This is a genomic window from Kitasatospora sp. NPDC001547 (assembly GCF_042894165.1).
GTDB lineage: Bacteria > Actinomycetota > Actinomycetes > Streptomycetales > Streptomycetaceae > Kitasatospora.
Genome location: NZ_JBIAVL010000009.1, coordinates 68,368 through 89,793, shown reverse-complemented (window position 1 = coordinate 89,793; position 21,426 = coordinate 68,368). Strand labels below are relative to the sequence as shown.

The following is a 21,426-nucleotide window of genomic DNA, read 5'->3' as shown; positions in this document are numbered from 1 at the left end:
CATGACCGAACCCGCCGCCACCACGCCAGTCCCCGCCGAACCGGCCGCCACCGAACCCGTCGCCACCGCGCCGGTCGCCACCCAGCCCGTCGTCGTCGGATACGACGGATCCCCCGAGAGCCTCGCCGCCACCGAGTGGGCCGCCCACGAGGCGCGGCGCCGCGGCTGCCCGCTGGACGTCCTGCAGGCCTGGCCGTGGCCGCGCCAGGACGTGGTCGGCAGCGAGGAGACCTACCGGCACGCGATGGACCAACTGGCGTTCCGGACCGAGGAGTTGCGCCCACTGGCCGGGCCCGGCCCGGTCACCTCGTCGATCGTCCCGACCGACCCGGCCGAGGCCCTGGAGGCGGCCGGGAACTCGGCCGCCCTGCTCGTCCTGGGCTCCCGCGGCCTCGGCGCGGTGCGCGGCTTCCTGGTCGGCTCGGTGAGCCAGGAGGTGCTGCGCCGGGCGAGCTGCCCGGTGGTGCTGGTCCGGGCGGAGGCGGCCGAGCCCGAGGGCCCGGTCCTGGTGGGCCTCGACCTGGCCCACCCGATGGACGACGTCCTGGCCGTCGCCTTCGACGCCGCCATCCGGCGCCGGGCCCCGCTGCGGGTGGTGCACATCTGGTCCCCGCCGGTCTCCAGCGAGTACATGGCGCTCCAGGCCGTCGGCGGACTGAAGGGCGAACTCTCCGCCGTCGAGCGCACCCGCTTCGCCGAACAGCTGGACCCCTGGCGCGAGCGCCACCCCGAGGTGTCGGTGACCGCCGACCTGATCCAGGGCAGCCGATCCACCGCCCTGGTGGACGCGGCGACCGGAGCCCGCCTCCTCGTCATCGGCCGCCGCATCCGCCGCACCCTGCTCGGTGCCCACCTGGGCCCCGTCGCCCACGCCGCGATCCACCACGTGCACTGCCCGGTCGCCCTCGTCCCCCACGCGTGACCGGGGCCACCCTGCCGCCCTTGTGCTGTCACGCGTCGCAACGATCCCCCCGGAGCAGGGAGGATCAGACAACATAATCGCCGGCAGTGACGGGCCCGGCTGACCCCCGCTAGCGCGGGGAGGACCAGACGGCTTGGGCCATGGACGCGGCGCGCGGCTGACCCCCGCTGGCGCGGGGAGGACGGGATCGCCCGGAACGCGGCCTGCAGCCGTGCCGGCTGACCCCCGCTGGCGCGGGAAGGACCACCGCCCCGAGGTCACCACCGGCGGGTTCGCCGACTGATCCCCGCTGGCGCGGGGAGGACATGGCAATTGCTGATGGCCATGCACTGTACAACGGCTGACCCCCGCTGGCGCGGGGAGGACAAGCCCAAAATCGGGGAATTTGGACAGCATGCACGGCTGACCCCCGCTGGCGCGGGGAGGACGAAGTAGGGAGCCCAGTGCCCGAGTACCTGCTCGGCTGACCCCCGCTGGCGCGGGGAGGACCGTCGGGAGGGAAGAAGTGCCGGTGGAGGCGGCGGCTGACCCCCGCTGGCGCGGGGAGGACTCCAAGTCGATGGCCTGCTCGCGTGCCCACGTCGGCTGACCCCCGCTGGCGCGGGGAGGACTGCCCGCCGGTGGTCAGGGTGGCGGAGGCGCTCGGCTGACCCCCGCTGGCGCGGGGAGGACTCCCAGTCGTCGATCTGGTACTCGCTGCGGTTCGGCTGACCCCCGCTGGCGCGGGGAGGACGCCCCGGCCAAGACCGACTCCGGCACGACCGACGGCTGACCCCCGCTGGCGCGGGGAGGACCTCGTACCACTCGGAGAGCCCCGTCGCGGGGTCGGCTGACCCCCGCTGGCGCGGGGAGGACGGCCTCGTCATCCACTCCGAGAAGTCCGGGGACGGCTGACCCCCGCTGGCGCAGGGAGGACGCGGCGTCCCGGATCGCCTCCGTGCGCCGGGCCGGCTGACCCCCGCTGGCGCAGGGAGGACGCTGTACCCAGGGCTGTTCCCGGCCGAGGCCCCGGCTGACCCCCGCTGGCGCGGGGAGGACGGGCCCTTGCGCCGGTAGCTGTCGAGACTCGACGGCTGACCCCCGCTGGCGCGGGGAGGACTCCGTCAGATCGGCAGTCGAGATCCCCAGCTGCGGCTGACCCCCGCTGGCGCGGGGAGGACTCGCGCACGGACTGGACGTGGTCGAGCAGCCCCGGCTGACCCCCGCTGGCGCGGGGAGGACGCCGAGGTGGTGCCCGCCGTCGGAGAATCAACCGGCTGACCCCCGCTGGCGCGGGGAGGACGGGTCCTCGGTGTGCTGCTCGGCGAGCAGTGCCGGCTGACCCCCGCTGGCGCGGGGAGGACCACAGGTCGTCGTGGTAGTGGTCGTTGAGGGCCGGCTGACCCCCGCTGGCGCGGGGAGGACGACGGTGGCCGTACGGGGCCTGGGCGGCTCGGTGGCTGACCCCCGCTGGCGCGGGGAGGACGATCCTCGGCGGCGGCTCCGCCTGGATGGTGACGGCTGACCCCCGCTGGCGCGGGGAGGACGTGTCCTGCTGGTCGTTCTTGCCGAAGACGAGCGGCTGACCCCCGCTGGCGCGGGGAGGACCGCTCCGGTCCGGCAGGGCCAGGCATGGACGTCGGCTGACCCCCGCTGGCGCGGGGAGGACACTTCCTGACCTGCAGCGTTTCTAGGGTTTTGCCGTTTCTTGACCATCGCTCACCTGCACCCCCGCCATCGCAACGAGCGTCAGCCCGTCGAAGTCCACCGGCTTTCGCCGCTGCTCGCCCGCCGTCCGCAGCTCGAAGCCCTGTTCGTTGGCCGCCGTGTGGACCAGGACCGCCACGCCGTCGCCGACGCAGCCGCTGACGGCGTGCCAGAGTTCCTCGCGCACTTTGGCGGAGATGGTGCCGACGTAGAGCTGCGGGGTGACTTCGAGGAGCCATCGGGTGAGCGCGCCGCGTACGTGGTCGGGGACTGCGGTGGCGGACAGGACGGTCATCGCTGCCATGGTTGCCCCCTGAACGGGTAGGCACACCGGCACGGCCGCCTCACAGCAGTTCCTCGCCCGCGTAGTTGACCCCGCCCGGGATGGGGCCGGAGACCGGGTCCCACAGGTCGACGAGTTGCTCCTCCGGGTCGGGGAGGGTGATGTCCTGGCCCGGTGCGAGCAGGCGCTGGATGTCGGTGACGATGCGCGGCAGCAGGCGGAACAGGCGCAGTCCGTCGCGGAAGCCGCGGCGGGCGTCGGCTTCGGGCTGTGGGGAGGCGTGGAGGGAGAAGGCGAGCGGGATGGTGAGTTCGGCCTTGTAGAGGTCGGCGACGTCGTAGACGAAGGCCTGCTGGTTGCCGTTGTGGACGAAGCCGAGCGCGGGCGAGCAGCCGAGGGCGAGGACGGCCGCGTGGACGATGCCGTAGAGGCAGGTGTTGGCGGCGGAGAGGGCGAGGTTGACCGGGTCCTGGGTGTCCCAGGAGTTCGGGTCGTAGTTGCGGCGGAAGCGGCCGATGCGGTGCTGCTGGGCGAGGAGGCGGTAGTGGGCCTTGACCCGTTGGCCTTCCAGGCCGCGCAGTTGCGCGAGGCCGCTGCCCGCCGGGGCGGTGCCGGGGCCGAAGCGCTGCTCGTACATGGCGGTGGCGACGGCCAGGCGGGTGGTGTCGTCGGCCCAGGCGCGGGCCTGGCGTTCGAGCCAGGTGGTGCTGAGGGATTCGGGGACGGTGGCGGCGTAGCAGCGGACGCCGCCGGATCCGGCGATGACGACCGTGGTGCCGTGGCGGGCGAGGGTGGACAGCGCCCGGGCGGTGATGGAGGTGCCGGGGCCGAGGAGGACGCAGCTGAGGGCGGCGGTGGGGAGGTAGACGGTCTCGGTGCCGCGGTGGGGGCTGGTGACCTCGGCGCAGACGCCGGTGTCGTCCTGGACGATGCGGACGATGTCGAGGTAGAGGAAGGAGAGGGAGTCGGCGATGCGGGGCAGCATGGCGACGGTGGGGGCGGCCAGTTTGCGCCGGGCACCGCCGGGGTCGGGGCGGCGGGCGGTCACTGCGGCCCCCGGTGGGGGGCGATGCTGAGGAGGCCGCAGCCGTAGGCCTTGCCCTTGCCGATGCCGTCGATGAGGCGGGTGCGCAGGAGGTCGGCGTCGGTGATGGCGGCGGTGCCTTCGAACAGGACGCGGTCGTGTCTGACGGGCCGTTGGTCGCTGCGCCGGTGGCCCTTGGCGGCTTCGAGGGGGCTGGAGTGGAGGGTGCCGAGGTCCAGGCCGGAGGACTCCGCCTGGCGGGCCCACCAGTCGTCGGCGGCCGTGCCCTGGAGGGGGATGACGGCTTTGAGCCGGTAGAGCTCGCGGGTGGCTCGGCTGGGCCTGCGGATGGGGTTGGCGGCGATGCGGTAGCGGATGTGCAGGCCGGGCCGGAGGGCTTCGAGGAGCGGGGTGAGGGTCTTGGTCGCGGCCTGGCCGTATCCGGCGGGGAGGCGGTCCAGGTCGGGCCGCTCGGCGCTCTGGAGGAGGATCTGGTCGCCGGCGGGCGTGGACTCGCAGCGGAAGAGGACGCCGAGGCGGCGGCGCGGTTCGTCGTCGGCGAGCTGGTCGGGGAAGAGCGACATCAGGCGGTGGTGCAGGTCGACCGCGCCGGCGCTGTCGCGGCGGGCGTCGCGGCTGCGCGGGTCGGGGACGATGCGGGTGAGCCACAGGGTCATGCGGGGATACCTTCGGGGCTGGTGGTGTGCCGGGTCAGGTAGTCGCCGAGGGCGGTGAGGTAGCCGGTGGCGAGGCCCTTGCAGCGGTCGGCGGGCAGGGTGAGGGTGCGCTGGTAGCGGGGACGGGCGCGATAGGCCCGCCGTCGGGGGTGGAAGGTGAGCGGGTCGTCGGTGACCTCTCCGGCGGGGGTGCTGCCGTCGTCGTTCCCGGGCTGGGGGTGGTCGCCGAGGCGGTCGAGCGGCTGGTCGCCGTGGAAGACGATGTCGACGGTCTTGCTACCCGCGCGGGCCCGTCGGGCGATCGGCAGGTGGACGAGGTGGTGCAGGGGGTCGTCGACCAGGCCGAGCAGCAGCGGGCCTTCGGGCGGGCAGGAGCGGCGCCCGAGGTAGGGCGGCCAGTGCGGGTTCCGCAGCGCCTGCGCCCACCCGTCGAGTCGGTCGGGAGCCGCGGTGACGACGGCGGTGAAGGCCGCGTCGGCGAGGTAGTAGCGGTGGGACAGCAGGGTGGCGGTGGCGCCGGTGCGCTTCTTGCCCTCGGCGGTGGTGACCGTGCGGGCGGCGGGCAGGCCGCCGCCGACGGTGTGCAGGTCGCGCAGGATCACACCCGACCGGTCGGTGCGGATCGTCAGCGAGAGGGTGGCGAGGTCGTCGATGGACTCGCCGCGCTTCCGGCCGAGGGCTGCGGCGAGCAGGCCGACGACGCCGGAGCGGGTGGGGAAGGGCGCGGTGTCGCGTTCGTTGAACTGGCCGGTCTCGCCCCAGGACTGCAGCGGCGCGGCCAGGCGCAGCAGCAGTCCCCGCGTGGGAGTGCTCATGCTCCGGCCCCGGCGGTGACGGAGGCGGCGTCGGGGCGGGCAGCGGTGTCCGCGCCGGTGCGGTCGGTGGTGAAGGCCGCGTCGATGGCGGTGTCGATGAGCTGCGGGAAGGAGTCGACGCGGGTGCCCAGACCCTGGAGGTCCTTGTCCTCCAGGCTGGCCCAGGCCGCGGTGACGGTGCCGCGCTTGCCGAGGAGCTTGTGGGCGGCGGTGGCGTAGCGGGCGAGGGCGGTGCGGGAGGCGGGGCCGTAGCCGCCGCTCTCGTGGGAGGCGACGGGCTGTTCGAAGGCGGCGGCGTAGGAGAGCGGGCGGTCGCTGCGGACGGCGATGTGGACGAGGTCGGGGATGGTGTGCGGGGCGGTGGCGGTCTTCTTGGCGCGCGGGAGGGAGAGGATGAAGGCCTCGGCGAATCCGGCGGCGAGCTCTCGGGCGGCGGCGCGGTCGCCGCCGAGGTTGGCCGCGAGGTCGGCGAGGTCGACGGTGGCGTAGCGGTAGAAGACGCCGGCGCTGAACTCGGCGTGGCCCATGTGGGCGCTGCCGGTGGTGTCGCCCCAGGCGGAGGTGACGTCGTCGACGGCGGAGAAGTAGTCGAGTTCGACGTCGGTCCCGTGGGTGGTGAGGGCGTGGGCGACCTGTACGGCGCCGTCGACGCCCGCGTCGTCGAGCTCGGCGAGCATGCGGCCGAAGAGGTTGATGACGCCGTTGCGGCTGCGCAGGACGGCGTCGACGGCCTCCTTGGGCAGGACGCTCTTGTCGCTGGTCTTCTTGATGTCCTTGGCGCTTTCGAGCTCGGCGCGGTGCTCCTGGGCGATGGCGGCGAGTTCGGCGACGGCCGTCTCGGGCACGTAGACCATGGCGTTGGTGGTGACGACGGGCGAGTCCTTGGTCTCGAACTTGATGCTGCTGCCGGCGGCGACGTGCTGTCCGGCGCGCTGGGCGAGTTCGGCGGGCCAACCGTGCTGCTCCTGGAGGAGGCGGGTGACGCGGGCGCCGATGCGGCGGGTGCGCAGGGCCTGCTCACCGAAGCTCTGCTGGAAGTACTCGCGCACGGCGCGCTTCCAGGACTGGCTGCTGACGCGGGTGCGCTCGGTGTCGCCGTAGCGGACGGTCTTGACGGAGTTGTTGTCGTCGCGGTTGAGGTTGGCGAACGGGACGCTCTGGACGACGTGGATGTCGAGGAAGCGGGCGGTGGTGCGGTCGGGGCCGGGCATGCTCTGCTCCTGGGGGTCGGATGGTTCGTGGTGGTGGCCTGTACGGGGTCGGGGTGGCGGTCAGGCCTCGGAGGCGGCGCTGTCCGTGCCGTCGGTCTCGGCGGCGTCCGCGGCCTCGCTCTGGTCGTCGTCGTGCTCGCGGGCCCGGCGCTCGCCGTCCTTCTGCAGGGTCCGGTGGTAGTCCTGGAGCCAGATCCGTTTTACGGTGCCGGAGCGGCGGCGCCACTGGCAGAGGTCGATGAGGAGCTGGGCCCAGTCGATCTCCACGTCGCTGCCGCGCAGTTGGCGGACGGCTCCGGGCAGGTGGCGGTGCAGGCCGTCGACGCTCTGCCGGCTCAGCAGGTTGAGGCGGGTCTCGGCCGAGGTCTCGCGCAAACCGCCTGCCTGGCCGCCCTTGATGACACCGTCGGCGAAGGCCTGGCCGAGGCTGCGCGGGGGGATCCGCTCGGCGGTCCCGGGGTCCGCTTCCTCCCCGCGGTCGGTCAGGGCGCCGGGCGCGTCCGGCGGCGATCCGGCGGCCGTCGCCTCCTCGTCCTTCGCTTGCTCCTTCGGCTGCTCCTTCGACCCGTTCTTCCTCGACGTCTCGGCCTTCGCGGCGGCGTACTGGTCGCGGCGCTGCGCGGCGATCAGGGAGGCGACGGTGTAGAAGGCGCGCTGGACGTCGCGGCTGCGCGTCTGCTCGTCGGTGAGCCAGGAGGCCACGTAGCGGTGCATGAACGGCACCGCGTCCAGGTCCTTGCCGACGCCACGGCGCAGGGCCGCGCGGACACCGGGATCCTCGTGACTGCGCTTGTCGATCCTGGCGGTGAAGGCACGTGCCCGCCCCAGCGAGGGGATGAGGGCGGGCTCCTTCGGTGTGCCGACCGCGTCGTCCGCCGGTTTGGCGGGCCCCGGAATGGTGCTGGTCGTGCTCATGCGTCCTCCGTACTGGTGTTGCGGCCGGTACCGTCGGCGCCCCCGGTCCTGGCCGGGCGCTTCACCGGCCCGCCGTACAGCTCGATGCGGGCGGTGGTGCAGGCCTTGGCCCCGCGCATGGTGCCGAGCGCGCCGTAGGTGACGGTGTCGTAGGCCTTCTCCGCGAGGATGCGGAAGGCCGTGGCGGCGCCGTCGAAGTCGCGTTCGCCGAGGCGCTTCCAGAACTCGGCCTCGGCGGCGGGCCAGTAGCGGGCCGCGGCGTCGACGGCCCAGGTGCAGTCGCGGATCTTGGGGGCCGTGGTGAAACCGGCCCAGGCCTTCTTGACGGCCCGGTCGAGCCGGTTCCCGTACCGCTCCCCCAGGACGCGCAGGCGGCCGATCTCGACCGCGACCGTGGGTTCCTCCGCAAGCCCGAGCACCGGTGGGGTGACCGCGTCGACGAACTGGATGTCCTTCGCCTGTCCGTCCTGTTCGAACCCCAGCGCGCGCACCCTCAGGTCTTCCGAGACCTCCAGCGCGGTGCGGAATACTTCGGGGCGGCATGGGCGGGTGGTGCCCGCGGGGTTGTTGAGCAGCAGGGCGTCCAGATCACGCCACAGCGCGCGCCGGGAGTCGGCGGGGCGGGGGTAGAGGTTTCCCTCCTTGCTGGTCTGCCAGATCAGGTACGGGTCGCCCTCGCGGGAGATCTTGAGCTGGTTCGCCCAGGTGATGAACACGTCGCGGACGTACCGGCCGGTGGCATCGGGCACCAGGAGCAGCGCGTGCTGGGAGCGGGCGGTGAGGCCGGAGCACGGACCTTTCAGCGGCGGTGGAGCGGCTGCGGGGTCGGGCAGCTCCTCACGCTCCCACGGGCACAGGTCGCTGACACGGGAGACGCTCTCGCGCGGTTTGGGAAGTCCGGCCAGCAGCGTCTCGAACAGCGTCTCGCCCTCCGGGTGGTAGGAGAGCGTGCTCCGCAGCGGGCCGGCCTTGCTGCTGGCCGCCTTGGTGCCGCCGACCGTACGGCTGGAGCACCGTCCGGAGGGACCGTAGTAGTGCCAGACGAGCAGGTGCAGGACGGCCTGGTCGGGGGTGGGCAGCTCGGGAGCGGTGCTGTTGACGTGCTGGAACCAGGAGTGGTTGTTGCCCGAGGGGCGGGTGGTGATGAGCTTGTCGACGCCGGCGGTGTTCGCCGGGTCGCACTGCTCGGCCAGCCTCGGGTCCTGGAGGAAGGGACGTTCGGGGTCGAAGAGGTCGAAGCGGCCGTGGTTGCGCTCGGTGAACTCGGCGACCTGCTTCTCGTCGAAGCGCCCCTGGTCGACCAGGCCGTCGCGGCGGTCGGACCAGTCGCCGGGGCCGGCTTCGTCGAGCTCGGTCACACGGGCGGTGATCGCGTACAGGACGCGGTACAGCGCGGAGAGCGCGGGAGGGTCGGCGATCGCGATCTGTTCGATCTCGTGTGCGTACAGCAGGAGTTCGCGCAGGCCGACCCTGGGCGGGCGGGTGGCGGCCTCGTCGTCCTCCTCCCTGCGGGGGACCCAGCGGACGGGGATCCACGCTTCGTCGAGGAGGTTGTAGCTGGGTGGTACGGATGGCATGCGGCCTCCGGCGAGGCGAGTACTGGTGGTCACGGGGTGGGTAGGCTCTGCACGGTCCCCGCGAACGAGCGGGGGTGAGCCGTACGGCACTTAGGGAAACAGCCGTGTGGCAGTCCTGTCCCCGCGCAAGCGGGGGTCACGCTGGTCCCGGACGGGCGACGGTCCGGGACCAGCACGTTCAACGTAGCGTCAAGTACGGGACTTAGGGCCATCAGTTCTCGGAAATTCCCACGTTCGAGTACATGAGCTGCCTCTCCCCCAGCCGGCCCGTCCACTGGTCGCCGTCACGGCGCATGCGCAGCAGGGCCAGGTCGGTGAGCAGGGGCCGGTCCCTCCAGGCCTTCGGCACGGTGTTCTCGTCCGTGCGGCCAGCGAGCCAGCGGCCGGGCAGCGGCACGGTGTGCCGCATGATCAACGCGATTTCATCCCGGTTCGCCGCGGCCGAGGGCAGCGGAACATCGTGGCCGGGGTCGAGGCTCCAGCCGTTCTCCCGTTCGAAGACGCACACGGCACGGCCGCTGTCCGCGCCGAGGCGGATGGTCAGCAGGTCGTCCGAGACGACGAAGCTGCGCTCGCTGAGTTCGGACAGGTCGTCGACCACGTCGCACGGCGCCGGGATCACGGTGATCTCCGCCATCTGCTCCTCGGCCGCCTCCGAGGCGATGCGCTCGGCGTCCATCCGGTCGAGCTCCGCTGCGGCGGCCGTCTCCAGGCCGGCTCCGAAGTCGTCCGCGTAGACGTCGTCCACGAGCTCTTGGACGTCTCCCGGGACTTCGACCGCACCGCTGGACTGCCCTGCGAGCAGCAGGCTGGTGCGGCGCAGCAGGGAGACGTCGTAGACGGTGCCCCATGAGCGGGGCGCGGCCACGCGGCCCTCGTCGTCGAGCGGGTCCAGCACGATCATGCGCGGCTCGGCGGCCTCGCCGGTCCAGGCCGGGCGGTTGGGGCGTGCGTGGCGCTTGCCGCGGCCGGCCCGCTGCAGGAGCTGCGCGAGCGGCGCGAGGTCCGAGACGATCAGGTCGAAGTCGAGGTCGAGTGACTGTTCGACGATCTGGGTGGCCACCAGGATCGAGCCCGCGCGCGGGGTGGCCGCCGCTGTGTCGTCCGCGGGCTTCCCGTACGTGGTTTCGCATTCGGTGGTGATGCGCTGCCGCTCGTGGGCTGGGTAGCGGGAGTGGAGCAGCCGCAGGCCGCCGTCGCGCGCGGCGAGTTCGGGCAGGACGGACCGCAGGTAGCGGTAGGTGCGCTGGGCCTCGTCCACGGTGGTGCAGCAGACGAGGACGCAGCCGCCTTCGGCAGTGACCGGTGCGAGGATCTCGCGCAGGGCCTCACGGCGCCCCTGCCGTCCGGGCTTCCTCGCGACGCCCTGGTCCCGGACGTCCCAGTGGACCTGGCGGGTCTCCAGGCGCAGGGTCCGGGCGCGGCTGCTGCCGACCTCGCGCGGCGTGGACACCTCTCCGCTCCCCGCGTCCACGAACAGCCATCCCGGGTAGCAGGGCTCCACCGCGGACGGCTCGCGGAAGCCCGCGCCGCGCCGGTAGGCGTCGACGAGGGACGAGGCCGCCTTGCCGGTCAGCGTCGCCGACAGCAGCACGACCGGGGCGCCGAACGCGCCGAGCCACTCCAGCAGTCGCACCAGCAGGCTGTGCATCCACGGGCCGTAGGCGTGCGCCTCGTCCACCACCAGCACCTTGTTCGACAGGCCGAACAGTCGCAGGAAGCCGTAGCGGACCGGAAGTACGCCGGTGAGTGCCTGGTCGACCGTGCCGTTGGCGAGCGGCGCGAGCAGACCCCGACGCCCCGTGCGCAGCCACTGGCCGGCCTCGGTGTCCGCGAGCACGGCCGAGCCGTCCGTCGCACCCTCCCCGGGGGCGTAGTCGGGGCTCAGCCAGGCCATGCTGTGCAGCAGCGTGAGCGCGCGATCGCCCTCGACGTTGTCCTCGGCGAACCTGCGGACCCGGGTGAACATCGCATCCGCCGTGGCCATCGTCGGCAGCGCGAAGTAGACCCCGGAGGCGCCCGAAGCCCCCGCGATCACGGAGGCGGCGTGCAGGGCGGTCTCGGTCTTGCCGTCGCCGGTCGGGGCTGTGACCAGCAACAGTCCGGGCCCCCTCACCACCCTGGGCAGGTACTCCGCGACGTCGGCCTGCAGCTTGTTCGGGGGGAACGGGAACTGCTGCGTGAAGTGCTTGGCCGGAAACGCCGCCTGCCCGAGACCGGCTTCGCGAACCCACCCCGATGCGGCCTCGGCCGCCGTCTCGAAGTGCTCGGCGAGCTCCGAGTCCCCGGTCTTCCAGTCCTCCCCGGGCATCCGCGGCTCGATGACGTCGACCTGACTGGCCAGCCAGTCGGCCACCACGACCAGCCCCGCAATCACCACCGCCAGCTCACCGGGCAGCACCGACTCCAGCGGCTTGCCGGCCCCGACCGTCCGACGGACCGCGTGCGCGTGAGCAAGCCTCTGATCCCGCCAGCCCTCCGCAGTGCCGAGAGCGGGCTGGTAGCCCGACGGGTTGTTGATCTCCTTCACCTGCAGCGCTGGGGCGAAGCACCCGTGGTGCCCGCCGAGCAGCTGGGCGATCTGGTGGGCCGGCGACTTCCTGACCGGTTTGTGGAGCGGATAGCCGCACTGTTTGAAGAACTCGACCAGCCCCCAGTGCGTGGCCGTCTCGTGCCTCAGGTACCCGCTGCGCTTCGCCGCCGGGTTGTCCTCCGCATACGCCGGGTCCCCCATCAGCTTCGCGAACTCGCCGGCGACCTGTTGCTGGAAGTGCAGCGAGATCTTCCCGATGTCGTGGAGCCCAGCCCACAGCATCACCATCTTCCGGGCCTCACCCTCGGCCTCGCTTACGCCCATGGCCCCGGCGATCCGCGTTCGCATGCGGTCGCTCAGGACGGCGTCCCACAGCGCACCCGCAACGGCGGCCGCGTCCAGGAGGTGGCAGATCACGGGGTAGGGACCGGGCAGACCGGCGCTCTTGCCCCACATGCGGGAGTCGGGACCGGCCGACTCGAAGCCACCAACAGGTTTGTTCTTGCTCACGCCTGAGGATGTATCAGCTGCCACTGACAATCCTCGCGGCCTCTCATCGGAATCGATGGCAGACGAGGACCTGGCGGACGGGGGCCGAGGCGCATCACCCGAGCTCATAGGCACCAGGAGGGCGTCGCCGGGTAGTTCGTGTAACGATCCAGGCACCACCAAACAGGCTGGGCCACCCCTTAAATTGGAACTTTTGGCTACCGCCGAACCTGGCCTGGCACCGGGGACCTCGGCGATCGAACCGGCCTCCAGGCGCAATGAGCCCACCATCACGAGTACACGGATACCGGCTTGCCGTCGCTGTTCAGGAGTGGCGCTCGCCCCGCCCCCCTCGTCGAGCCCGGCAGCCCCCTCCCATACCCGCGAACTGCCGTACCCCAGGCTCCGAACCGCTCATGGCATCATGTGAGCGATCCTTGACATTTCTACACCGAACGGCGCACCTGGCCAAGGCATCCGACACCTCGCCAGCATGGTCAAGAAAGCGCAAAGCCATCGCTGCGCCGCAGGTCAGGAAGCCTCCTCCCCGCACCCGCGGGGGTCAGCCGCTGAAGGGGCGCCACCACGCAGGGCACCGCCTCTCCTCCCCGCACCCGCGGGGGTCAGCCGGCGCAGCCAGTGGGGCAGGCCAGGCCGAAGGGCTCCTCCCCGCACCCGCGGGGGTCAGCCGGCGGCGATCGCTGCCGCGGCAGAGTCCTGGGCCTCCTCCCCGCACCCGCGGGGGTCAGCCGGTCGAGCGCCACCGCGTCGAGGACATCCTCACCTCCTCCCCGCACCCGCGGGGGTCAGCCGACCTCGACAACCTCGGCCTCATCTGCTCGCCCCTCCTCCCCGCACCCGCGGGGGTCAGCCGGTTCAGTCGGAGCCGGACCCGTGGGCGTCGGACTCCTCCCCGCACCCGCGGGGGTCAGCCGGCGCCGAAGGCATCGAGGTGGTAGTCGCGCTTCTCCTCCCCGCACCCGCGGGGGTCAGCCGTCGCCGGAGCCGCGGACGCCGCAGGCAACGCCCTCCTCCCCGCACCCGCGGGGGTCAGCCGTCTGTTTGTGAAATTCGATCACGATTTCGTCACTCCTCCCCGCACCCGCGGGGGTCAGCCGTCACTTACGGCACTCGGAATGGCTGGCATCCGCATTTGCTCCTCCCCGCACCCGCGGGGGTCAGCCGGCGTCGCGCAGGATCTCGATGTTGTACGGCTGCTCCTCCCCGCACCCGCGGGGGTCAGCCGTCCTGCACCCGGCCGTCACCGAAGAGCCTGTCCTCCTCCCCGCACCCGCGGGGGTCAGCCGCAGCCGCAGCGTCTCCTCCGTGACCGTCTGCGCTCCTCCCCGCACCCGCGGGGGTCAGCCGACCCTCGCCCGGATCCGGGCGGGCCTGGCCAACTCCTCCCCGCACCCGCGGGGGTCAGCCGTCGCGGGCGTGGGGCGCGAGCGTGCCGGAGGCCTCCTCCCCGCACCCGCGGGGGTCAGCCGCACTGCGGGTCTTCTCCGTTGGGCCCGAGGTACTCCTCCCCGCACCCGCGGGGGTCAGCCGTCGCGCGGCTCCCGTTTCCGCTTCGCGGCGGTCTCCTCCCCGCACCCGCGGGGGTCAGCCGGCCGCTGACCCCCGGCCGGGCTGCTCCGGTACCTCCTCCCCGCACCCGCGGGGGTCAGCCGGAGCTGTGCGACGTCATCGTGACCGCCGCGGTCTCCTCCCCGCACCCGCGGGGGTCAGCCGTCCGATGCGTCGAAGGGGTGCGGGTGGCGGTGCTCCTCCCCGCACCCGCGGGGGTCAGCCGGCGGCCGCAACCCGGCCACCGAGTCCACCGTGCTCCCCGCACCCGCGGGGGTCAGCCGCGGTTCATGCCGCACGCCGCCACGTGCACCCGCTCCTCCCCGCACCCGCGGGGGTCAGCCGGTCTTCGCGTTGAACTCGGCGTCGGGGATCTTCTCCTCCCCGCACCCGCGGGGGTCAGCCGAACCGCAAGGACGACGGGGTCGAGGTCGGCCACTCCTCCCCGCACCCGCGGGGGTCAGCCGGGTCATGCGCCGCGCGAGGCTTGGGAGCCGCTCTCCTCCCCGCACCCGCGGGGGTCAGCCGGGCAGGGTGATCCTGCATCATGAGTTTCGTCCCTCCTCCCCGCACCCGCGGGGGTCAGCCGGAGCAGCAGTGGTCGAGCACGGCACCTTCCCCCTCCTCCCCGCACCCGCGAGGGTCAGCCGTGAATGGCCGAGATGGGTTGGGTGCACTTGCCCTCCTCCCCGCACCCGCGGGGGTCAGCCGGTCGGCGTCCACGGACAGGATCGGATTGACGTCTCCTCCCCGCACCCGCGGGGGTCAGCCGCCGTCCAGTCGGTGACGGCGCATCCGCACCGTCTCCTCCCCGCACCCGCAGGGGTCAGCCGGCGGACACGGTGCTGCTGCCGGACACGGCCTCCTCCTCCCCGCACCCGCGAGGGTCAGCCGGTTCAGCGCTACGCCGTCCTGAGGTCCGCCATCTCCTCCCCGCACCCGCGGGGGTCAGCCGGTTCACCGAATCGCGGCAGAAGGCCACCCCTGCTCCTCCCCGCACCTGCGGGGGTCAGCCCGCGATCTCGTACGGCATCTCGGTCGCTATCGACTCCTCCCCGCACCCGCGGGGGTTAGCTGGCCCAGAAGGTACTCGCTGAGGCCGCGCCGGACTCCTCCCCGCACCCGCGGGGGTTAGCCGACTTCTTCCTCCCGGGGAACGGGCTTGGAGGCCTCCTCCCCGCACCCGCGGGGGTTAGCCGCGTTCCTGGAGGGCACTCGCGCCGCGCTCCAGCTCCTCCCCGCACCCGCGGGGGTTAGCCGCCCTCTTCCCCTTCGGCCTCCGCGCCCGACTCCTGTTCCCCGCACGCGCGGGGGTTAGCCGCTGCAGGCGCTCTCGGCCAGGCAGATGGACGCCTCCTCCCCGCACCCGCGGGGGTCAGCGGGTGTTGCCGGGGCGTTCCACCGGCCGCTCCTCCCCGCACCCGCGGGGGTCAGCCGCCGGGGTGTAAACGCCGTTTACACCGGCCCCGCTCCTCCCCCCACCCGCGGGGGTCAGCCGCCAGGCTGGAGCCTGAGCCGCCCGTTCGACCTCTCCTCCCCGCACCCGCGGGGGTCAGCCGGACCCGGGCCGCACCCTGCGCCGGATCGTCAACTCTCCCCGCACCCGTGGGGGTCAGCCGATCGGCGAGGAGCTCGGGGAGGTGGCTGAGGCCTCCTCCCCGCACCCGCCGGGGTCAGCCGCACGCGTTCCCGTGGTGCGGGGTGTCGTGCGGCTCCTCCCCGCGCCAGCGGGGGTCAGCCGGAGCGGTTGCGGGCGGTCATCGGGCCGCGGTCCTCCTCCCCGCGACAGCGGGGGTCAGCCGGCGATCCGCTCACATCTTGGGGTGCCGTCGAACACCTCCCCGCGCCAGCGGGGTCACCAGGCATACGATCCGCAGACTGGGGCTCAGAGCCCGTCAACACGCCGCGGCTCGCGTCCTCGACGACCGCGAGGGCGGCGGCGCGCCGGCGTCTGGGCTGAGGGTCGGTCAGGGGATCTCCGTCTCGATCTGGGCGAGGTGGGCGGCGAGGATGTCCTCGAATGCCGCCTGGCGGTCCACCCCCAGGGGGCGGATGTCGCGGGCGAAGTGGGCGAGGGCGGGGAAGCGGTCGGGGTCGGCGCCGAGGACCGCGACGCGGAACTGCTCCATGCCCTGGTCGTACTCCTCGGAGGTGATGCCGCCGATTCCGGCCTCGGCGGCGATCAGGGCGGAGAGCAGGACGACGATCCGGTGGTAGCAGGCCGGGATCCGCTCGTCGGGCAGGCCCGAGGTGCGCAGGGCCTGCAGCACCTCCTCCATGGCCAGCCGCGAGCCGGCGCCGCCCGAGGCGTAGCGCCCCCAGATCGAGGCGACCTGGGGCTGCTCGGCGAAGGCCCCCCGTAGGCGCAGGGCGAGGGCCGTGATGCGCTGCTTCCAGTCCCCTTCCGGCCGGTAGCCGTCCAGGGCGGCCACCAGGATGCGGTCGGCGAGCGACCGCAGCAGTTCGGTCTTGTTGCGGAAGTGCCGGTAGAGGCTGGAGGAGTCGGTCCCGAGCGCGGCGGCGAGTCTGCGCACGCTGAACGACTCGGCGTCGCCCGTGCGCAGCAGGTCCGCTGCCGCGTCCAGGATCTCCTCGGTCGACCAACGTCTGCGGCCTGCCATGTCGCCCCTCTCGTCCCGTCGGGTCAGTGTAACGAATGCGCGCGAGCGAGCACGCGGTAACGCACTCGCCATTGCACGCGGTGCGTGCATAATGAGTGCGCGAGCCCGTTCCACCCGTACGACCACCAGCCACGCGCCCGGCCCTCGGCCGGGGAAGGGGAGCAGGAGACATGGGAGACATGAGCGACGCCACCAACGCCACCGATGCCATGAACGCCGCGGACACCGCGGACACCGCGGACACCGCGGACACCGCGGACGCCGCGGACACCGCGAGCGCGGCGACTGCCGCGCAGCCGCCGGAGCCGGACTTCTCGGCAATATCCGCCGAGGAGCTGATCGCCTACCGCGAGGCGGAGAACCGTTTCCGGGCCTCCACCGCGGCCCGGGTGGCGACCGGGGAGCCCGCCGCCGGTGTCGTGATCCGCTGGGAGCGGGTGGCGCTGCCCGGCCGGGAGCTGCCGGTCCGGGTGTACCGGCCGTCGGCCGGGGACGGCCGGCCGGACGCCGGCCGCACCGCGCTGCCGCTGGTCCTGCACGTCCACGGCGGCGCCTTCGTGGGGACGGCCCCGCAGAGCGACTGGATCAACAGCCATGTCGCCGCCGGGCTGGGCGCGGTCGTCGTCTCGGTCGAGCACCGGCTGCTCGACCACACGACCCCCCTGTCGGCGGCGGTCGAGGACGGCTGGGACACCCTCCGGCACGTGCTGCGGGACGCCGGGCGGTGGGGCGTCGACCCGGCGCGTGCGGCCCTCCTCGGGGAGAGCTGCGGCGGACTGGTGTGCGCGCTGGCCGCGATCCGGGCGGGCGGGACCGGGCTGCCGCTGCGCGCGCAGGTGCTGGTCAACCCCGCCGTGGACGTGACCGCGTCGATGTTCGACTACCCCTCGGCCGCCGAGTTCGGGGAGGCCACCCACGCCATGCCGAAGCTGGAGCTGTTCCGCCGGCTCGCCGTCCCGGCCGGTACCGACGCCCGCGCGCTCTCGCCGCTGTACGCGGACAGCCTGGACGACCCGGCCGGACTGGACGGGCCGGCGCCGGCCCTCGTGGTGGTGCCGACCCATGACGCGGTGGCCGACCACGGCCGCCGCTACGCCGAGCGGCTGCGGTCGGCCGGCGTCGCCGTGCGGCTGAGCGAGTACCCGGGCGCCCCGCACGCGTTCCTGAGCCTGCCGGGCCTGGTCCCGCAGGCCGCGGCCGCCCGGACCGAGATCATCGGCTTCCTCCGTTCGGCTCTCGGCCCGGGCCCCGCAGGGGTTACGGTCCGATGAGGGCCGCGACGGGCACGACGACCGACTCCGTCCGGCCTCCCCTGGACCATCGGAACCGACGGAGGCAGTCATCGTGAAGCGCATCGGCATCATCGGAGTGGGCGAGATCGGCCGGGCGATCGTGATGGGGCTGCGCCACGGGGAGGAGGCGGGGCCGGAGGTCCTGCTGTCCCCGCGGGGTGCCCGAACCGCCGCCGAGCTGGCCGATCGGTACGAGGACGTACGGGTGTGCGCCGACAACCAGGAGGTGGTGGACGGCTCCGACCTGGTGATCGTCGCGCTGCGCCGGCAGGACTGGCGCGGGGCCCTGGCCGGGCTGGAGGTGCCCGGCGACCGGATCGTGGTCAACGTGATCCCCGGCGTCGGCACCGACGAGCTGCGCCGGGTGCTGGCCACCGACGCGACGGTGACCCACGCCATTCCGCTGCCGCCCATCCGCGAGCGCCGCTCGGTCACCGTGGTCCACCCCTCGCACCCCGACGTGGACGCCTTCTTCGAACGGCTGGGCGGGGCCCTGCCGGTGGCGGACGAGGCGGCGCTCAACGTGCTGTCCGCGCTGACGTCGACGCTCACCACCCACTACGCGTTCCTCACCACGCTGGTCTCCTGGGCCGCCGACCAGGGCGTCCCCGCCGAGGACGCCGACCGGTTCGTCCGCGGCGTCTTCCAGGAGGTGGGCCGCTCGCTGGGCGACGGGGCTCACTCGCTGGAGCGCCTCGCGGCCGATCACGAGACGCCGGGCGGGAGCAACGAGCGCATCCGTACCACCTGGTTCGACCAGGCGAACTCCGATGCGCTGCGGGCCGCGCTGGACGGGCTCGTCACCGACCTCCACGCCGGCCACCGGTAGGGCGGGTCCCGGAGCCGTCGGTCCCCTCGGGGGCCGGCGGCTCCCCGCTCGTCGGGTCGCGCCGTATCCCGCCCGGCTGACGACCGTTAGCATGACGGGTATGACGCCGGTCATTGGCGTCGGTTCGCACAGATTCCACAGCGGTTTCGAGGAGTTGACGATGAGTCGCGCTTTCCCTCTGTCCCGGACGACCGATCCCGTCCCCGAGGAGGAGCGACGCACCATCCTCGCCGCGCCGGGGTTCGGCAAGTTCTTCACCGACCACATGGCCTCGGCCACCTGGACGCCCGCCGAGGGCTGGCACGACCGCAAGGTCTCCGCGCTGGTGCCGTACTCGCTGCACCCGAGCGCCGCCGTGCTGCACTACGCCCAGGAGATCTTCGAGGGGCTGAAGGCCTACCGCCACGCCGACGGCAGCGTCTGGCTGTTCCGCCCGGAGTTCAACGCCCGCCGCTTCGCCCGCTCCGCCGAGCGGCTCGCCCTGCCTGTGCTGCCGGAGGAGGACTTCCTCGCCAGCGTCGAGGAGTTGGTCCGCGCGGACGAGGCGTGGGTGCCGGGCTCCGGTGACGAGAAGAGCCTCTACCTGCGGCCGTTCATGTTCGCCGCGGAGGCCTTCCTCGGGGTGCGGCCCGCCGAGGAGATCGCCTACTCGGTGATCGCCAGCCCGGCCGGCCCGTACTTCGCGGGCGGTGTCACGGGCATCACGCTCTGGGTCAGCAGCAAGTACACCCGCGCCGGGCGGGGCGGCACCGGCGCCGCCAAGTGCGGCGGCAACTACGCCTCCAGCCTGGCCGCGCAGCTGGAGTCCCGCGAGCACGGCTGCGACCAGGTGCTGTTCCTGGACGACACCGGCGGCGAGGGGGACCTGGAGGAGTCCGGCACGATGAACCTGTGCCTGGTCACCTCGGCCGGCGAGCTGGTCACCCCCGCGCTCGGCAGCATCCTCGACGGGGTGACCCGGGACTCGATCCTGGCCCTGGCGGGCGAGTTCGGGCTGACCCGGGTGGAGCGCGCGATCACCCTCTCCGAGCTGCGGAGCGGTGCCGCCGACGGCACGGTCACCGAGGTGTTCGCCGCCGGGACGGCCGCGGTGATCACCCCGATCGTCGGGTTCAAGGGCGAGGGCTACGAGTTCACCGTCGGCAACGGCGCGCCCGGCAAGCAGACCCTCGCGCTGCGCGAGCACGTGCTGGACATCCAGTACGGGCGCGCCGAGGACGTCCACGGCTGGATGCGCCGGGTGGTCTGACCACCCGGGGGCGGCCCGACCGGGCCGCCCTGCCCACCGGCCGGAACCGACGCCCGGCTCCCGGCGTCCGGCCTCCGTCCCCCGTCCCCCGGCTCCCGGCTCCCGGCTCCCGGCTCCCGCCGCCCGGCCCGGCTCAACTCCCTTCGGGCACCACGACCTCACGCTTGAGGATCTTTCCGGTCGGCCCCTTGGGCAGCGCGTCCACCGTCCAGACCAGCCGCGGGTACTTGTACGGGGCCACCCGCTCGCGGACGAAGCCGCGGATCTCCTCCGGGGTCGCCGACGCGCCCTCGCGCAGGACCACCGCGGCGGCCACCTCCTGGCCGTGGACGGGGTGGGGGACGCCGATCACCGTGGCCTCGGCCACCGCCGGGTGCTCGTACAGCACGTCCTCCACCTCCCTCGGGTAGACGTTGAAGCCGCCCCGGATGATCAGGTCCTTGCGGCGGTCGACGATCCGGAAGTCGCCCCGCTCGTCGCGGGTGCCGAGGTCCCCGGTGTACAGCCAGCCGTCCCGGACGGTCCGCGCGGTGGTGTCCGGCCGGCGCCAGTAGCCCTTCATCACGTTGTGGCCCTGGATCACCACCTCGCCGACCGTGCCGTCCGGCACTTCCGCGCCGGACTCGTCGACGATCCGCATCCGTACGCCCTCGATCGGGATGCCGATGGTGCCCGCGACCCGCTCCCGGTCGCTCCGGTTGGCGCAGGCCAGCGGCGAGGACTCGGACAGGCCGTAGCCCTCCAGCACCACGCAGCCGAAGTCGGCCTCGAAGCCGCGCAGCACCTCCGGCGGCATCGGCGCGCCGCCGCCCAGGCAGACCCGCAGCGAGGAGACGTCGTACCCGGCGCGCTGCGGGTGGGTCAGCATCAGGGTGTACATGGTCGGGACGCCGAGGAAGACGCTCACCCGGTCGCGCTGGATCACCGAGAGCGCGGCGAGCGGGTCGAAGCGCGGCACCAGGGTCACGCACGCGCCCACGGAGACCGCGCAGTTGAGGCCGATCACCTGGCCGAAGGAGTGGAACAGCGGCAGCCCGCCGAAGATCACGTCGCCCTCGACCAGCCCCAGCACCCGGACGCCGGCCCGGACGTTGCACACGATGTTGCGGTGGGTCAGCTCGGCGCCCTTGGGGGCGCCGGTGGTGCCGGAGGTGTAGAGGATGACCGCGGTGTCCGCTGCCCCGCGCCGCCCGGTCCGCGGCGGCCCGGCCGGCTGGTCCGCGAGCGTCGCGGCCAGGGCGGCCGGCTCGACGGCGACCAGCCGGGTGCCGGTGCGCCGGGCGCCCTCGACCGCGTGCTCGGCGCCGGCGTGCCAGGCGAGCAGGACGGCGGCCCCCGCGTCGGCGAGGCAGTGCTCGATCTCCCGGGTCTTCAGCAGCGGGTTCATCGGGACGACCACCGCCCCGGCGCGCAGGATGCCGTAGTACAGCACGGCGAACTCCGGCACGTTCGGCAGCAGGACGGCCACCCGGTCGCCGGGCTCGACGCCGAGGCCGGCCAGCCAGTGCGCGGTCCGGGCGCTGCGCGCCTCCAGGTCGGCGAAGCTCAGCACCTGCCCGTCGAGCCGCAGGACGGGACGCTCCGGACAGCGTGCGGCGGTCGCGGCCAGGAGGTCGGGGATGGTGTGCGGCAGACCGGGGCCGCCGGGCGGCAGACCGGGGCCGCCGGGCGGCAGGTCGGTGCTTCTGTCGGACGGGTCGGGGACGGCGGGCATGCGGGCGCTCCTCGGGCAGG

The 21,426-nt window shown here is 73.4% G+C and carries 14 protein-coding genes and 2 CRISPR repeat arrays; of the genes, 4 read left to right on the top strand and 10 right to left on the bottom strand.

Features of this window, described 5'->3' with window-relative positions; all coding sequences use genetic code 11:
- Position 1 precedes the first annotated feature (1 nt).
- Entirely contained in the window at positions 2 to 922 is a 921-nt protein-coding gene (locus ACFY0X_RS18595) for a universal stress protein (protein ID WP_387755861.1), read from the top strand.
- A gap of 96 nt (positions 923 to 1,018) precedes the next feature.
- Positions 1,019 to 2,570: a CRISPR direct-repeat array (repeat unit 29 nt; unit sequence CGGCTGACCCCCGCTGGCGCGGGGAGGAC).
- Between the two features lie 21 nt (positions 2,571 to 2,591).
- Here ACFY0X_RS18595 and cas2e read toward each other — a convergent pair.
- From cas2e to ACFY0X_RS18550, 9 genes are all read right to left on the bottom strand, one after another.
- The gene (gene cas2e, locus ACFY0X_RS18590) at positions 2,592 to 2,912 is read right to left on the bottom strand and encodes a type I-E CRISPR-associated endoribonuclease Cas2e (RefSeq protein ID WP_387755859.1); all 321 of its coding nucleotides are present in this window, start codon (positions 2,910 to 2,912) and stop codon (positions 2,592 to 2,594) included.
- Between the two features lie 40 nt (positions 2,913 to 2,952).
- Complete coding sequence (gene cas1e / locus ACFY0X_RS18585) at positions 2,953 to 3,876, bottom strand: type I-E CRISPR-associated endonuclease Cas1e (protein ID WP_387756177.1); 924 nt, start codon at positions 3,874 to 3,876, stop codon at positions 2,953 to 2,955.
- A 59-nt stretch (positions 3,877 to 3,935) separates the two neighbouring features.
- The gene (cas6e, locus tag ACFY0X_RS18580) at positions 3,936 to 4,592 is read right to left on the bottom strand and encodes a type I-E CRISPR-associated protein Cas6/Cse3/CasE (RefSeq protein WP_387755857.1); all 657 of its coding nucleotides are present in this window, start codon (positions 4,590 to 4,592) and stop codon (positions 3,936 to 3,938) included.
- On the bottom strand, positions 4,589 to 5,407 hold the full coding sequence (gene cas5e / locus ACFY0X_RS18575; RefSeq protein WP_387755855.1) for a type I-E CRISPR-associated protein Cas5/CasD: 819 nt from the start codon (positions 5,405 to 5,407) through the stop codon (positions 4,589 to 4,591). The genes cas6e and cas5e overlap by 4 nt, the downstream gene beginning before the upstream one ends.
- Entirely contained in the window at positions 5,404 to 6,618 is a 1,215-nt protein-coding gene (cas7e, locus tag ACFY0X_RS18570) for a type I-E CRISPR-associated protein Cas7/Cse4/CasC (RefSeq protein ID WP_387755853.1), read from the bottom strand. Before cas7e ends, cas5e begins: the two co-directional genes overlap by 4 nt.
- 60 nt (positions 6,619 to 6,678) lie before the next feature.
- Entirely contained in the window at positions 6,679 to 7,533 is an 855-nt protein-coding gene (casB, locus tag ACFY0X_RS18565; RefSeq protein WP_387755851.1) for a type I-E CRISPR-associated protein Cse2/CasB, read from the bottom strand.
- Positions 7,530 to 9,110, bottom strand: coding sequence for a type I-E CRISPR-associated protein Cse1/CasA (casA, locus tag ACFY0X_RS18560; protein ID WP_387755849.1), 1,581 nt, complete (start codon positions 9,108 to 9,110; stop codon positions 7,530 to 7,532). The genes casB and casA overlap by 4 nt, the downstream gene beginning before the upstream one ends.
- 211 nt (positions 9,111 to 9,321) lie before the next feature.
- Entirely contained in the window at positions 9,322 to 12,153 is a 2,832-nt protein-coding gene (gene cas3, locus ACFY0X_RS18555) for a CRISPR-associated helicase Cas3' (protein WP_387755847.1), read from the bottom strand.
- A gap of 519 nt (positions 12,154 to 12,672) precedes the next feature.
- A CRISPR array of direct repeats spans positions 12,673 to 15,564; the repeat unit is 29 nt; unit sequence CTCCTCCCCGCACCCGCGGGGGTCAGCCG.
- Between the two features lie 104 nt (positions 15,565 to 15,668).
- Positions 15,669 to 16,322: a TetR/AcrR family transcriptional regulator gene (locus ACFY0X_RS18550; RefSeq protein WP_387755845.1), complete on the bottom strand. Its 654-nt coding sequence runs from the start codon at positions 16,320 to 16,322 to the stop codon at positions 15,669 to 15,671.
- Positions 16,323 to 16,492: 170 nt separating this feature from the next.
- Between ACFY0X_RS18550 and ACFY0X_RS18545 the strand changes: the two genes are divergently transcribed.
- The 3 genes from ACFY0X_RS18545 to ACFY0X_RS18535 all read left to right on the top strand — a co-directional run bounded on the left by ACFY0X_RS18545 (position 16,493) and on the right by ACFY0X_RS18535 (position 19,692).
- Positions 16,493 to 17,593: an alpha/beta hydrolase fold domain-containing protein gene (locus ACFY0X_RS18545; RefSeq protein ID WP_387755843.1), complete on the top strand. Its 1,101-nt coding sequence runs from the start codon at positions 16,493 to 16,495 to the stop codon at positions 17,591 to 17,593.
- Positions 17,594 to 17,666: 73 nt separating this feature from the next.
- On the top strand, positions 17,667 to 18,443 hold the full coding sequence (locus ACFY0X_RS18540; RefSeq protein WP_387755841.1) for an NAD(P)-binding domain-containing protein: 777 nt from the start codon (positions 17,667 to 17,669) through the stop codon (positions 18,441 to 18,443).
- 160 nt (positions 18,444 to 18,603) lie between these two features.
- Positions 18,604 to 19,692 carry a branched-chain amino acid aminotransferase gene (locus ACFY0X_RS18535; RefSeq protein WP_387755839.1) on the top strand — a complete coding sequence of 363 codons (1,089 nt, stop codon included), beginning with the start codon at positions 18,604 to 18,606 and terminating at the stop codon, positions 19,690 to 19,692.
- Between the two features lie 133 nt (positions 19,693 to 19,825).
- Here ACFY0X_RS18535 and ACFY0X_RS18530 read toward each other — a convergent pair whose 3' ends face one another.
- A complete protein-coding gene (locus ACFY0X_RS18530) occupies positions 19,826 to 21,406 on the bottom strand; it encodes a long-chain fatty acid--CoA ligase (protein WP_387755837.1) in 1,581 nt (526 codons plus the stop codon).
- Positions 21,407 to 21,426 lie beyond the last annotated feature (20 nt).

What these genes read in the sequence shown, in the direction of transcription:
- ACFY0X_RS18550 (WP_387755845.1), bottom strand. Translation starts at nt 16,322, where the DNA reads ATGGCAGGCCGCAGACGTTGGTCGACCGAGGAGATCCTGGACGCGGCA.
- ACFY0X_RS18535 (WP_387755839.1), top strand. Translation starts at nt 18,604, where the DNA reads ATGAGTCGCGCTTTCCCTCTGTCCCGGACGACCGATCCCGTCCCCGAG.
- casA (WP_387755849.1), bottom strand. Translation starts at nt 9,110, where the DNA reads ATGCCATCCGTACCACCCAGCTACAACCTCCTCGACGAAGCGTGGATC.
- cas1e (WP_387756177.1), bottom strand. Translation starts at nt 3,876, where the DNA reads ATGCTGCCCCGCATCGCCGACTCCCTCTCCTTCCTCTACCTCGACATC.
- cas7e (WP_387755853.1), bottom strand. Translation starts at nt 6,618, where the DNA reads ATGCCCGGCCCCGACCGCACCACCGCCCGCTTCCTCGACATCCACGTC.
- cas2e (WP_387755859.1), bottom strand. Translation starts at nt 2,912, where the DNA reads ATGGCAGCGATGACCGTCCTGTCCGCCACCGCAGTCCCCGACCACGTA.
- ACFY0X_RS18545 (WP_387755843.1), top strand. Translation starts at nt 16,493, where the DNA reads ATGGGAGACATGAGCGACGCCACCAACGCCACCGATGCCATGAACGCC.
- cas5e (WP_387755855.1), bottom strand. Translation starts at nt 5,407, where the DNA reads ATGAGCACTCCCACGCGGGGACTGCTGCTGCGCCTGGCCGCGCCGCTG.
- cas6e (WP_387755857.1), bottom strand. Translation starts at nt 4,592, where the DNA reads ATGACCCTGTGGCTCACCCGCATCGTCCCCGACCCGCGCAGCCGCGAC.
- ACFY0X_RS18595 (WP_387755861.1), top strand. Translation starts at nt 2, where the DNA reads ATGACCGAACCCGCCGCCACCACGCCAGTCCCCGCCGAACCGGCCGCC.
- ACFY0X_RS18530 (WP_387755837.1), bottom strand. Translation starts at nt 21,406, where the DNA reads ATGCCCGCCGTCCCCGACCCGTCCGACAGAAGCACCGACCTGCCGCCC.
- casB (WP_387755851.1), bottom strand. Translation starts at nt 7,533, where the DNA reads ATGAGCACGACCAGCACCATTCCGGGGCCCGCCAAACCGGCGGACGAC.